The sequence below is a fragment of the Bradyrhizobium macuxiense genome, assembly GCF_007993935.1.
In the GTDB taxonomy this organism is placed as follows: domain Bacteria; phylum Pseudomonadota; class Alphaproteobacteria; order Rhizobiales; family Xanthobacteraceae; genus Bradyrhizobium; species Bradyrhizobium macuxiense_A.
The window spans coordinates 1-12565 of sequence record NZ_VITY01000012.1 but is presented as its reverse complement, the minus strand read 5'-3'; the positions used below and the strand labels follow the sequence as shown (position 1 = coordinate 12565).

Annotated in this window: 10 protein-coding genes, 1 tRNA gene and 1 pseudogene; 11 read left to right on the top strand and 1 reads right to left on the bottom strand. The window is 64.2% G+C overall.

The features are described 5' to 3' along the window. Positions 1 to 386: 386 nt before the first annotated feature. From FBZ93_RS28135 to FBZ93_RS28090, 10 genes and pseudogenes are all read left to right on the top strand, one after another. Entirely contained in the window at positions 387 to 1391 is a 1005-nt protein-coding gene (locus FBZ93_RS28135) for a TRAP transporter substrate-binding protein (protein WP_146990445.1), read from the top strand. A 101-nt stretch (positions 1392 to 1492) separates the two neighbouring features. Beyond that, on the top strand, positions 1493 to 2065 hold the full coding sequence (locus tag FBZ93_RS28130) for a TRAP transporter small permease (protein WP_074125737.1): 573 nt from the start codon (positions 1493 to 1495) through the stop codon (positions 2063 to 2065). Then, on the top strand, positions 2065 to 3348 hold the full coding sequence (locus FBZ93_RS28125) for a TRAP transporter large permease (protein ID WP_146990443.1): 1284 nt from the start codon (positions 2065 to 2067) through the stop codon (positions 3346 to 3348). The genes FBZ93_RS28130 and FBZ93_RS28125 overlap by 1 nt, the downstream gene beginning before the upstream one ends. Before the next feature lie 218 nt (positions 3349 to 3566). Beyond that, the gene (locus FBZ93_RS28120; protein ID WP_146990441.1) at positions 3567 to 4148 is read left to right on the top strand and encodes a Spy/CpxP family protein refolding chaperone; all 582 of its coding nucleotides are present in this window, start codon (positions 3567 to 3569) and stop codon (positions 4146 to 4148) included. A gap of 176 nt (positions 4149 to 4324) precedes the next feature. Beyond that, a tRNA-Lys gene (locus FBZ93_RS28115) sits at positions 4325 to 4400 on the top strand. A gap of 596 nt (positions 4401 to 4996) precedes the next feature. After that, a pseudogene (locus FBZ93_RS41425) lies at positions 4997 to 5275 on the top strand (helix-turn-helix domain-containing protein); the annotation flags it as partial. Positions 5276 to 5518: 243 nt separating this feature from the next. Continuing rightward, entirely contained in the window at positions 5519 to 6769 is a 1251-nt protein-coding gene (locus FBZ93_RS28105) for an acetyl-CoA C-acetyltransferase (protein ID WP_146990439.1), read from the top strand. Positions 6770 to 6787: 18 nt separating this feature from the next. Beyond that, positions 6788 to 7570: an SDR family NAD(P)-dependent oxidoreductase gene (locus tag FBZ93_RS28100; RefSeq protein WP_028340063.1), complete on the top strand. Its 783-nt coding sequence runs from the start codon at positions 6788 to 6790 to the stop codon at positions 7568 to 7570. Between the two features lie 28 nt (positions 7571 to 7598). Next, positions 7599 to 8366: a crotonase/enoyl-CoA hydratase family protein gene (locus tag FBZ93_RS28095; RefSeq protein ID WP_146990437.1), complete on the top strand. Its 768-nt coding sequence runs from the start codon at positions 7599 to 7601 to the stop codon at positions 8364 to 8366. Between the two features lie 124 nt (positions 8367 to 8490). Beyond that, positions 8491 to 9654, top strand: coding sequence for an acyl-CoA dehydrogenase family protein (locus tag FBZ93_RS28090; RefSeq protein WP_246667683.1), 1164 nt, complete (start codon positions 8491 to 8493; stop codon positions 9652 to 9654). 41 nt (positions 9655 to 9695) lie between these two features. Here the strand turns inward: FBZ93_RS28090 and FBZ93_RS28085 are convergent, their stop codons facing one another. Beyond that, positions 9696 to 10373 (bottom strand): GntR family transcriptional regulator, encoded by a 678-nt coding sequence (locus FBZ93_RS28085; protein ID WP_050419230.1) that lies wholly within the window; start codon positions 10371 to 10373, stop codon positions 9696 to 9698. A gap of 141 nt (positions 10374 to 10514) precedes the next feature. Between FBZ93_RS28085 and FBZ93_RS28080 the strand changes: the two genes are divergently transcribed. Continuing rightward, on the top strand, positions 10515 to 12554 hold the full coding sequence (locus tag FBZ93_RS28080; protein WP_246667682.1) for a molybdopterin-dependent oxidoreductase: 2040 nt from the start codon (positions 10515 to 10517) through the stop codon (positions 12552 to 12554). Positions 12555 to 12565: the final 11 nt, after the last annotated feature.

The window sequence follows — 12565 nt, the reverse complement described above, 5'->3', positions numbered from 1 at the left end:
GGGGAGCGATGTCGGAACGACGAGTCCCTTTCGCAACACCCGCCGCGGAGTATGGGTCCCTGCTTTCGCAGGGACGACAGCTGTGGCGCTGTGAAAGCTGCGCTGCCTACGCTGGCAGGGAAAACGGGCAGCATTCGCGCACGGCGAACTCGCCATTGCCAAACCTCGCATTGACCATGCGGGCGTGGCCGGGCACAGCGTACGGGCGGTGTCATTGAACGGTCGCAAGAGCCGAAAGGGATACCACGCATCGGATTTTGCAGTGCAGCAATGGCGCAATCAGCCCCTGCTAAAGGGGCAATGGCAATCATCGTTGCTTCTCTGTAATGGTGCGACCGGATGTCTCGGGGCCGGTATTCGTGCTCCGCAATTACGCGGGAGGAAACATGCGTAAATTCATTCTGGCTGCGGCGTCGATCGCGGCCTTGACCTTTGTCGGACCGGCCGCGGCGCAGTCGCCGATCGTCCTCAAATTCAGCCACGTGGTGGCCTCGGACACGCCGAAGGGCAAGGCGGCCGACAAGTTCAAGGAGCTCGCCGAGAAGTACACCGGCGGCAAGGTGAAGGTCGAGGTCTATCCGAACTCGACGCTGTACAAGGACAAGGAAGAACTCGAGGCGCTGCAGCTCGGCGCGGTGCAGATGCTGGCGCCGTCGAACTCGAAGTTCGGGCCGATCGGCATCAAGGAATTCGAAGTCTTCGATCTGCCCTACATCCTCCCCGACCTGAAATCGCTGCGCAAGGTGACTGACGGTCCGCTCGGCGCCCAGCTGCTGAAGAAGCTGGATTCCAAGGGCATGACCGGTCTCGCTTATTGGGACAACGGCTTCAAGCAGATGAGCGCGAACAAGAAGCTGATCGCGCCCGCCGATTACAAGGGGCTCAAGTTCCGTATCCAGTCGTCGAAGGTGCTGGAGGCCCAGTTCCGCGCGCTCGGTTCTATACCGCAGGTGATGGCGTTCTCCGACGTCTACCAGGCGCTGCAGACCGGCGTGGTCGACGGCCAGGAGAACACCTGGTCGAACATCTACACCCAGAAAATGCATGAGGTGCAGAAGTACGCCACCGTCACCAACCATGGCTACATCGGTTACGTCGTGGTCGTGAACAAGAAGTTCTGGGACGGTCTGCCGGCCGATATCCGCGAGCAGCTTACCAAGGCGATGAAGGAAGCCACCGAGTTCGGCAACAACCAGTCCGCCAAGGAGAATGACGACGCGCTTGCCGAGATCAAGAAGGCCGGCAAGACCGAGATCATCTCGCTGACGCCGGAGCAGGACGAGGCGATGCGCAAGGCCATGATGCCGGTCTACAAGGACGTCGCCTCGCGCGTCGGCCAGCCGCTGATCGACGAATTCCTCAAGGAAACGGGCCGCAGCCCGATGAACTAAGGCGGATCCAAACCGCAATCACAACGAGCGCCGCGGCCATGTGAGGCCGCGGCCTGGGTGCCGTGGCCGGTTGCCGCATCAGGCCATGACAGGGGAGATCAATGCTGCTGAAAATTCTGGACCGGCTCGAGGAAATCATCATCGCGAGCCTGATGGGCGCCGCGACCCTGCTGACTTTCATCACGGTGGTGCACCGCTTCCTGGTCGACGTTCCCGTGCTCTATCCGTATCTGTTCGGCATCAACCTCGCCTGGTCGCAGGAACTCTGCATCTACATGTTCATCTGGATGGCGAAGTTCGGCGCTGCCTATGGCGTGCGCACCGGCATCCATGTCGGCGTCGACGTGCTGATCAACCGCCTCAATGACTACTGGCGCAAGCGCACCATCACCTTCGGCCTGCTCGGCGGCGCGCTGTTCACCGCGATCGTCGGCACCATGGGCGCCAAGTTCGTGTTCGAACTGATGCACACCGACCAGGTCTCGCCCGACATGGAGATCCCGAGCTGGATCGTCTACGCCTGCATCCCGCTCGGCTCCTATCTGATGTGCTTCCGCTTCCTGCAGGTGTGCTGGACCTACTGGCGAACCGGCGAGCTGCCGCACCATGACGCCTCCCATGTCGACGGCGTCGAGACCAGCAAGACCGCGCCCGTCGCGCTTGGAGAAGCGTGATGAGCGCCGCACTTATTTTCGGACTGCTGTTTGCCCTGATGCTGACGGGCATGCCGATCTCGATCTCGCTCGGCCTGACCGTGCTCACCTTCCTGTTCACGATGACCGAAGTGCCGATCGAGAGCGTCGGCCTGAAGCTGTTTTCGGGCCTCGACAATTTCGGCATCATGGCGATCCCGTTCTTCATTCTGGCCGGCACCTTCCTGACCCGCGGCGGCGTCGCGCGGCGCATGATCGCGTTCACGACCTCATTGGTCGGCCATTTGCCCGGCGGCCTTGGCCTTGCCGGCGTCGCGGCCTGCGCGATGTTCGCGGCGATCTCGGGCTCGAGCGTCGCCACCGTGGTCGCGATCGGCTCGATCATGATGCCGGCGATGGTCGATCACGGCTATCCGAAGCGTTTCGGCGTCGGCGTGATCTCGACCTCGGGCGCGCTCGGCATCCTGGTGCCGCCCTCGATCATCCTGGTGCTGTACGGCGTCTCCACCAACACCTCGATCGGCGCGCTGTTCATGGCCGGCATCGTGCCGGGCGTGCTGCTCGCGCTGATGCTGGCCGCGGTGACCTTCTTCGTCGCGAAGCGCAACGGCTATCCGAAGATGCCGCGCGCAACCATCGCCCAGCAGTTCAAGGCGTTCCGCGAAAGCATCTGGGGCCTGCTGCTGATCGCGATCGTGCTCGGCGGCATCTATGGCGGCATCTTCACCCCGACCGAAGCCGCCGCGGTCGCCGCGACCTACGCCTTCTTCATCACCGTGTTCGTCTACAAGGAGCTCAAGCTCTCCGAGGTGCCAAAGGTGCTGCTGCAGGCGGCGAGCATGAGCTCGATGCTGCTCTACATCATCACCAACGCGGTGCTGTTCTCGTTCCTGATGACGCATGAGCAGATCCCGCAGGAGATGGCGGCCTGGATCATCGACAAGAACTTCTCGGTGTGGATGTTCCTGCTGGTCGTCAACGTCATCCTGCTGCTCGCCGGCAACGTGATGGATCCGTCGTCGATCCTCTTGATCATGGCGCCGATCCTGTTTCCGCTGGCGACCAAGCTCGGCGTGCACCCGGTGCATCTCGGCATCCTGATGATCGTCAACACCGAGGTCGGGCTGTGCCATCCGCCTGTCGGCCTCAACCTCTACATCGCGAGCAGCATCGCCAAGATGGGCATCTCTGAGATCACCATCTCGGTGCTGCCGTGGCTGTGCGCGATGCTGGTGTTCCTCGGCCTGATCACCTACGTGCCGGAGATCTCGCTGTGGCTGCCGCGGCTGCTCGGAATGATCTAGCGCGCATGATCCAGAAAAGTGTGACGCGGTTTTCTGACAGGATCATGCGCAAAAAAAGCAAACAACAGGAAAACCAAAGCGCGATCTCGCGCTTTGGATGTTTCTGGCGAGCAATGAAGCGGATTACATCTTGGTAAGAGACCTCTCTCTGACCAATCGGTAAGTTGAAGGCAGCGGCAGGCGGCATCATCTTCAAGCAACCTTCAAAGGAGGTTTTGATGAAAAAAGTTCTGCTCGCCGGCGTCGCGGCGCTCACGATTGCCGGTTCGACCGTGGTGTATGCCCAGCATCGCCCCTGGTTCCATGGCCATACGCAGATGAGCCCCGAGGATCGCGCCGCCTTCCTCGACGCGCGCATTGCCGCTGTCCACGCCGGGCTGAAGCTGACCGCCGATCAGGAGAAGCTGTGGCCGCCGGTCGAAGCTGCGGTGCGCGACTTCGCCAAGATGCGGCTCGATCGCGCCAACGCGCGGATGGCCGCGGAGAAGACCGATGCCGACAAGGCCGAGAGGCCGGATGATCCGGTCACGCGCCTGCGCGAGCGTGCCGACAACATGGCGGCGACCGCGACCTCGCTGAAGAAGATCGCCGATGCCGCCGATCCGCTTTACAAGACGCTCGACGACAACCAGAAGCGGCGGTTGACCATGCTCACCCACATGGAAGGCCGCGGCTTCGGTGCCGAGGGCTGGCGCCGCCATCGCCTCGAGCGCGACATGGACCGCTGGGAGCGCGGCGGCCGCGACCACCATTTCGACCGCGATGGCGGTCCGGATCAGGAGCGCTCGGGCCGGCTCTGAGCGCTCGCTGCGAGCGTCCTCGCCAAGCCGCTGAAAGGCCGCCGGAATCCGGCGGCCTTTCGCCTGTCGGCGAGATTGGCAAAAGTCGGGAAAACTTGTCCCAGCTTGCTGGACATCGCGGAATCGCTTTGCTAAACGACGGCCTCTCTTGCGAGGGTCACTTCCGGACAAGTTCCGGGCGCATAGCTCAGTTGGTAGAGCAGCTGACTCTTAATCAGCGGGTCCCAGGTTCGAGCCCTGGTGCGCCCACCAAGCTTTCAAAGCTTAGGTTTAGCCCTCGTAGCGGTCATTCCGGCCGGCAGCCCCGTCTATTCGGACAATCCGGCTGCCTCGGTTCGCGTCTCGTGACATTTCCTGATTTGCGATCGCATCGGCTCGCCTCGTCCGGCGATTGCCGCGCTGACCGGTGACGCCGTCGGCGCGTTACGCTCGATCACGGCTTGAAGGTCGTCACGACGTGGCGGCGACTACCATTTCCGACGAACTGGCTCGAACGGTTTGAGCGTGGTGCGATCCGCGCGGGGCGCCCTGCGGCAACGACAGTTGACACGGGGGAGCGCCCACTTTAATCACCTGACTAATTAATCAATTAATTAAGGTCTGAAACCCTAGGGAAAGAATCCACCTGATGCCGGCCGGCCATCGATATCCGAAGCTGCTCGCCCCGCGGTCGCGGCTTCGCTGGGCTGGAAGACCGGGCGCCTGCGGTCAGATCCTTTATGCAGGTCCGCTCGCGCGAGCGCCGCGCGGTGTTTCGCGCGCGACAACGCTGTCGCGGATCGGCGCGTCCTGCCCGAACCAGAATGGCTCCGTTCACCCGAACGCAAATGAGGAGTGAGGCGTAAACGATGGGACGTCGATCTGAGGTACTGATGGCGCAAGAGACCGCCGGCACGGACAACCGGCGCGTGATCCAGGTGGTGTCGCGCGCATTCGACATCGTGCGTTGCTTCGAAGGCCGAAGCATACGCCTAGGCAATCGGGAAATCGCCGACCGCTGCGGCCTTCCGCGCTCGACGGTCTCCCGTCTCACATTGACCCTCACCCAGATCGGCCAGTTGATCTACCTGCCGCAAGAGCAGAAATATGCTCTCGGTCCGCACGCCGCCGCGCCGAGCGTCCCGTTGTTTGCGGAGGGGTGCGACAAGCCCGCCTGCGCCGACGAGCGGGAGCGCGAGACGGCGCAACCGTCCATGCTGATCAACTCGCGCTACTTCGAAGATCAGCGCAATCCGGTTGCCGCGCCGCTTGCGGTGACGCCACACCGCTGACGCCTCGGCCGGTTCCCGGAGTAAAAGGCTCAGCGGAAACGCTCCGGCCCAATCGGCGCGAGCCCACAGTCAAGAAACATCCAAAGCAGAGGGAAACGCATGTCTGAAGCATACATCATCGACGCGGTGCGCACGCCGCGCGGCATCGGCAAGCCGGGCAAGGGCGCGCTGTCGCACCTGCATCCGCAGCATCTGGCGGCAACCGTGCTCGCCGCGCTCAAGGCGCGCAACAAGCTCGATACGTCGACCGTCGACGACATCATCTGGTCGACCTCGACCCAGGAAGGCAAGCAGGGCGGCGATCTCGGACGCATGTCGGCGCTCGCGGCCGGCTACGACATCAACGCCAGTGGCACGACACTGGATCGCTTCTGCGGCGGCGGCATCACCTCGGTGAACCTCGCGGCAGCCTCCGTCATGTCGGGGATGGAAGACTGCGTCATCGCTGGTGGCACCGAGATGATGAGCTACCAGCAGACCCTCGCAGCCGAGCGCTCCAAGGCGGGCCAGCCGGCGCGGATGATGGGTTCGGGCAATCCGGCGCTTGACGAGATTCACCCGCAGTCGCACCAGGGCGTGTGCGGCGACGCCATCGCGACGCGCGAGGGAATCAGCCGCGAGGCCTGCGATGCGCTGGCGCTGACGAGCCAGCAGCGTGCCAAGCGGGCGATCGATGAAGGCCGCTTCGCCAAGTCGGTGATCCCCGTTCTCAACGACGACGGCAGCGTTGCGCTCGGTCGTGAAGAATTCCCGCGCCCCGAGACCACCGCCGAAGGCCTCGCTTCGCTGAAGCCGAGCTTCGAGCAGCTTGCCGATTTCGATCTCGGCAACGGCGTGACCTTCAAGAAGCAGATCCAGCGCCGTTACCCGGGCCTCGAGTGGAAGGGCGTGCATCATGCCGGCAACAGCTCGGGCGTGGTGGACGGCGCCGCCGCTGTCCTGATCACGTCGAAGGAATATGCCGAGAAGCACGGCCTCAAGCCGCGCGGCCGCATCGTCGCCTATGCCAATCAGGGTGACGATCCGACGCTGATGCTCAACGCGCCGGTTCCGGCGGCCAAGAAGGTTCTCGCTAAGGCCGGCCTGACCAAGAACGACATCGACGTCTGGGAGATCAACGAGGCGTTCGCCGTCGTCGCCGAGAAGTTCATCCGCGACCTCGAGCTCGATCGCGAGAAGGTCAATATCAATGGCGGCTCGATTGCGCTCGGTCACCCGATCGGCGCGACCGGATCGATCCTGATCGGCACCGCGCTCGACGAGCTCGAGCGCAGCGGCGGTCGTTATGGTCTGGTCACCATGTGCGCCGCCGGCGGCATGGCGCCGGCCATCATCATCGAACGCCTCTGATCGCGAAAGGATAACGCAATGAAACTCGATTCATCGGTCGCCGCGGTCGTCACCGGCGGCGCGTCCGGCCTCGGCGCAGCCACCTCGCGGGCGCTCGCTGCGCAAGGCGTGAAGGTCGCGATCTTCGACTTCAACGAAGAGAAGGGCGAAGCCATCGCCAAGGAAATCGGCGGCGTGTTCTGCAAGGTCGATGTCACCTCCGACGAGCAGGTCGACGCGGGCTTTGCCAAGGCCCGCGCGGCGCACGGCCAGGAGCGCATCCTGGTGAACTGCGCAGGCACCGGCAACGCAGTGAAGACCGCCGGCCGCGACAAGAAGACCGGCGAACCCACGCACTTCCCGATCGATGCCTTCAACCGCATCATCCAGATCAACCTCGTCGGCACCTTCCGCTGCATCGCCAAGTCGGCGCAGGGCATGCTGTCGCTGTCGCCGCTGGAGCATGGCGAGCGCGGCGCGGTCGTCAACACGGCGTCGGTCGCGGCCGAGGACGGCCAGATGGGGCAGGCGGCTTATTCGGCCTCCAAGGCCGGCGTCGTCGGCATGACCCTGCCGATCGCGCGCGACCTGATGGCCGAGGGCATCCGCGTCAACACCATCCTGCCGGGCATCTTCAACACGCCGCTGCTGCAGGGTGCGCCAGAGAACGTCAAGGCCGCGCTCAGCGCGTCGGTGCCGTTCCCGAAGCGTCTCGGCATGCCGGAGGAATATGCGCAGCTCGCGCTGACGATGATCACCAACGGCTACTTCAACGGTGAAGACGTCCGTCTCGACGGCGCCATCCGTATGGCTCCGCGCTAGGCATTTGCCACGGCTACAGGAGAAAGCGATGTCCGAAGAAACGCCGGTCCTCACTGAAGTCCGCGGACCGATCCTCATCATCACCTTAAATCGGCCGGAGGCCAAGAACGCCGCCAACCTCGCCCTCTCCAAGGGCGTGGCCGCGGCGATCGACCGGCTCGACGCCGACGATGCGCTCAGCGTCGGCATCATCACCGGCGCCGGCGGTACGTTCTGCTCCGGCATGGACCTCAAGGGGTTCCTGAAGGGCGAGCGGCCGTCGATCCCTGGCCGCGGCTTCGCCGGCCTCACCGAGGCGCCGCCGAAGAAGCCGCTGATTGCGGCAGTTGACGGCTACGCGCTCGCCGGCGGGATGGAGATCGCGCTGTCGTGCGACATGATCGTCGCCAACCGCAACGCCAAGTTCGGCATCCCCGAGGTCAAGCGCGGGCTGGCCGCTGCGGCCGGCGGATTGATCCGCATGCCGCGCCAGATGCCGATCCGTGTGGCGATGGAGTTCGCATTGACGGGAGAGTTCTTCGGCGCAGAGCGCGCCTATCAACTCGGCATCATCAACCGCGTGACCGACGGCCCGGCGCTCGACGCCGCGCTCGAGCTTGCGGCCGCGATCGGCGCCAACGGACCGCTCGCCGTCAAGGCATCCAAGCAGGTGATCGTCGAATCCAGGCTCTGGCCGGAAGACCAGATGTGGAAGAAGCAGCAGGAGATCGTCGCTCCTATCTTCGTCTCCGAGGACGCCCGTGAGGGCGCGGCTGCCTTCGCGGAAAAACGCGCGCCGAACTGGAAGGGCAAGTAAGGCATCGACTGCTTTGACGACGGAGCGCCGGTTTTGATTGAAGCAGAACCGGCGCTCCGAATGTTCTGTGCGAGCCGACGCACGCCGGCCAGTTTCCGCGCCGCTTGAGAGCGCTATTAGGTGAATGATGCGCAGCTTTACCGAAGACCAGGTCATCTTCCGCGACTCCTATCGCAAGTTCCTTGCCAGCGAGATCGCGCCTCATATGGAGGAGTGGCGGGAGGCCGGCATCGTCGACCGCAGCGCGTTCAAGAAGGCCGGCGATCTCGGCTTCCTGATGATCTGGCCGGAGGAAAAATACGGCGGAATGGGCGATGAGGATTTCCGCTATGAGCAGATCATCATCGAGGAGACCGCGCGCTCCGGCTGCAAGGGCTGGTTCAACACGCTGCACAGCCGGCTGGTCGGCTCTTACTTCAAGCGCTTCGGCACCGAGGAGCAGCGTGACCGCTTCCTGCCCAAATGCGTCAGCGGCGAGACCATCCTGGCGATCGCGATGACCGAGCCCGGCGCGGGCTCTGACCTCGCCGGCATGCGGACCACCGCGGAAGACAAGGGCGATCATTTCCAGCTCAACGGCTCGAAGACCTACATCTCCAACGGCATCAATTCGGATGTGGTGATCGTGGCCGCCAAGCTCGCAGGCGCCGAGAAGAAGCACGCCATGGTGCTCTTGATCGTCGAGCGCGGCATGGAAGGTTTTGAGCGCGGCCGCAATCTCAAGAAGATGGGCATGCCGGCGCAGGACACCGCCGAGCTGTTCTTCCAGAATGTGAAAGTGCCCAAGGCCAACGTGCTGGGAGAACCGGGCAGGGGCTTCTACTACCTCATGGAAGGTCTTGCCGAAGAGCGGCTGATCTCCGCAGTCGGATCGATCGCCAACGGACGCAAGGCGTTCGACATCACGCGCGCTTACGTGATGGATCGCAAGCTGTTCGGCAGGCCGCTCGCCGAGCAGCAGAACACCCAGTTCCGCATGGCGGAGATGGATGCCGAAATCGATCTCGTGCAAGTCTATGTCGATCACTGCGTCGCCGAGCACAACGCGGGACGCTTGACCAGCAACATGGGCGCCAAGGCCAAGATGATGTCGTCGGAAGTCGAGTGGAAGATGCTTGACCTCGGCGTGCAGCTGCACGGCGGTGCAGGCTATATGGATGAGTATCCGATCAGCCGGATGTTCACCGACGCGCGCGTCAACCGGATCCTGGCGGGAAGCTCGGAAGTGATGCGGCTCATCATCGGCCGCGACGTCTTCTCGGAGCAATATAAAAGCATTCTGGACTAGCCGGTTACCGCGGCCGCAGACGATTTAGCTCCGGTCGCGCGTCAGCCACGCGCCTGCCGCAGCGGCTCGCGCGCGTGCTCCTTCGAGCGCATCAACGCATCGACGAAGATCGGCTCCCAGGAGCGGATGTGGCTGCGTAGCAGCGTCGGCAGCGCTTCGGTCTCGCCGGCGAGCGCGAGTTCGATCAGCCGGTAGTGCTCGGGCACCGAAGCCTGCTGCCGCTCGTGACCCGCGCGGGAGCTGATGCCATAGAGCCTCATCTTGTCGCGCAAGCCCATCACCATCTCGGTCAAGAGCTCGTTGCCGGCGGCGGCGATGAACTCGCGATGATAGGCGCGGTCGGCTTCCAGATAGAGCTGGACGTCGTCGGTCTCGACAGCCCTCGCGATCTCATCGGCCCAGCCGCGTACGGCCGGTAGATCCTTTGGCGGATTGGCGGCGACCAGCACGGCGGCGTGCAGCTCCAGCACCTCGCGCATGTCGAACAGATTGCGCAGCTCGGTCAGCGTCGGCTCGACGACCTTGAAACCGCGGTTGCGCATCGGCTCGACCAGTCCGCCGCGGCTGAGCTCGAGCAGCGCCTCGCGTACCGGCGTCGACGAGACGCCGAGGCTCGCGGCGAGGCTCGGCACCGAATACATCGTGCCGGGCAGGCTTTGCCCCGAAATGATCTCGGCGCGCACCCGCTGCAGCACCTGTTCGCGCAAATTCTGGTCCATGGGTGGTCGCAGCCGCCTCTCGCCGGAACTCCGATTCGTCCCTGATTATTACTTAGCTTGACGAGACCGGTAGCGTATGACGTAAATGTGTAACGCATTACCAAAATGCGTCACATGGGCTAACTTGACGGTGAGACGGCGGTGAAACAGCGGCTACCCGGCTATTGCACGCTTTGTCGCTCGCGTTGCGGTGCTGTCACCGTCGTCGAGGACGGACGCCTTGTCGGCGTAGAGGTATTAAATAACCATCCAACCGGCGGCGCGCTGTGCGCCAAGGGCCGGGCGGCCCCCGAAATCGTCGCCAGCCCGCGCCGTCTGACCGTCCCGCTCAAGCGAACCCGTCCGCGCGACGCCGCCGATCCGGGCTGGGTCGAGGTGTCCTGGGACGAGGCGCTGACCGAGATCGCCGACCGGCTCCGCACGATCCGCGCCGAGAGCGGCGCCGAGGCCGTGGCGTTCGGTGTCACCACGCCGAGCGGCACGCCGATGGTCGATAGCTTTGAATGGGTCGAGCGCTTCATCCGCGGCTTTGGCAGCCCCAATTTGATCTACGCAGTCGAGATCTGCGGCTGGCACAAGGACTTTGCGCACGCGCTGACCTTCGGCCGCGGCATCGGCTTTCCCGATTACGACAATGCCGATGCGATCATCCTGTGGGGCCACAACCCCGCGCGCACCTGGCTCGCCCAAGCGACGCGGATCGCCGACGCGCGGCGGCGCGGCGCCAAGGTCGTTGTTGTCGATCCCAAGCCGAACGGTTCGGGTCAGCAGGCCGATCTCTGGCTGCGCATCCGTCCGGGCGCCGATGGCGCGCTCGCGATGGGCGCGATCCGCCATCTCATCGCGACCGGCAGCTTCGATGCGGATTTCGTCGACGCGTGGACCAATGGATCGCTGCTGGTCGATCGCGCCACCGGACGCTTCCTGCGCGCCGATGCGCTGTGGCCGGATGGCGCGCCGGATGCTTTCGTTCGCCTCGATGCATCGGGCTCGCCGGTGCCTTGCGACACGCGCTATGCGCCGGAGCGCGGCGGCCAGCTTCGTGGCGCGCTGTCGATCCGCGCCTGCGATGGCCGGATGATCTCGGCGGCAACCGCGTTCGAATTGCTCGCCGAGCGCGCTGCGCCTTACACACCGGATCGGGTGGCGGCGCTGACCTGGCTTGATGTCGCTGATATCGAGGCGTTCTATGCGCTGCTCGCGACGCGGCCTCGGCTTGCCTATCATTCCTGGACCGGCGTCGGGCAGCACACCAATGCAACTTCGATTGAGCGCGCGATCGCGTCGCTCTACGCGCTGACCGGCGCCTGCGATCGGCCCGGCGGCAATCGCTGGCCGGTGCCGCCGCCGACACGTCCGCTCAATGACTACAACATCCTGCCGCCGGAGCAGCAGGCGAAAGCGCTGGGCCTTGCCGAATTGCCGCTCGGCCCGCCGGCGAAGGGTTGGATCACGGCGCGCGATTTCAGCCGTGCCGTGTTGGAGGGCGAGCCTTACAAAGTACGCGCACTGGTCGCCTTCGGTACCAACTTCGTCGTCTCGCAGGGCCACTCCGAGCGCAACAAGGCCGCGCTGAACGCACTGGAATTCCAGGTTCATATCGACATGTTCATGAACCCGACCGCGGAGAGCGCCGATTTCGTTCTGCCTGCGAGCACGCCATGGGAGCGCGACGCGCTCAAGATCGGGTTCGAGATCACGCAGCAAGCCGTCGAGACCGTGCAGTTTCGCCCGCGCATGGTCGAGCCGATCGGCGCGGTGAAGGCCGATTACGAGATCGCCGCCGCGCTCGCGCTCAAGCTCGGCATGGGTGACCTGTTCTTCGGTGGCGACATCGAGGCCGGCTGGAATTATCAGCTGGCGCCGCTCGGCGTCGGTGTCGAGGATCTGCGTAAACATCCCGAAGGACGGCGCTTCCCGCAGGCCTTCCGCGACGAGAAATACGCCGTCACCCGCGAGGACGGCACCGCGGCGGGCTTTGCGACGCCGACGCGCCGCGTCGAGATCTATTCGGAGCTGATGCTGCGGCACGGGTATGATCCGTTGCCCGATCATGTCGAACCGGCCGGCAGTCCGCTCACGACGGCCGCGGACGAACGCTCTGATGTCCGCTGTCAAGGATTAGAACGCAGAGCCTCGCCCGATCGTCGATCGGCTGTTCATAGAGATGATCGTGCATAGGTGGAGGCGGA

What these genes read in the sequence shown, in the direction of transcription:
- FBZ93_RS28135 (WP_146990445.1), top strand. Translation starts at nt 387, where the DNA reads ATGCGTAAATTCATTCTGGCTGCGGCGTCGATCGCGGCCTTGACCTTT.
- FBZ93_RS28130 (WP_074125737.1), top strand. Translation starts at nt 1,493, where the DNA reads ATGCTGCTGAAAATTCTGGACCGGCTCGAGGAAATCATCATCGCGAGC.
- FBZ93_RS28125 (WP_146990443.1), top strand. Translation starts at nt 2,065, where the DNA reads ATGAGCGCCGCACTTATTTTCGGACTGCTGTTTGCCCTGATGCTGACG.
- FBZ93_RS28120 (WP_146990441.1), top strand. Translation starts at nt 3,567, where the DNA reads ATGAAAAAAGTTCTGCTCGCCGGCGTCGCGGCGCTCACGATTGCCGGT.
- FBZ93_RS28105 (WP_146990439.1), top strand. Translation starts at nt 5,519, where the DNA reads ATGTCTGAAGCATACATCATCGACGCGGTGCGCACGCCGCGCGGCATC.
- FBZ93_RS28100 (WP_028340063.1), top strand. Translation starts at nt 6,788, where the DNA reads ATGAAACTCGATTCATCGGTCGCCGCGGTCGTCACCGGCGGCGCGTCC.
- FBZ93_RS28095 (WP_146990437.1), top strand. Translation starts at nt 7,599, where the DNA reads ATGTCCGAAGAAACGCCGGTCCTCACTGAAGTCCGCGGACCGATCCTC.
- FBZ93_RS28090 (WP_246667683.1), top strand. Translation starts at nt 8,491, where the DNA reads ATGATGCGCAGCTTTACCGAAGACCAGGTCATCTTCCGCGACTCCTAT.
- FBZ93_RS28085 (WP_050419230.1), bottom strand. Translation starts at nt 10,373, where the DNA reads ATGGACCAGAATTTGCGCGAACAGGTGCTGCAGCGGGTGCGCGCCGAG.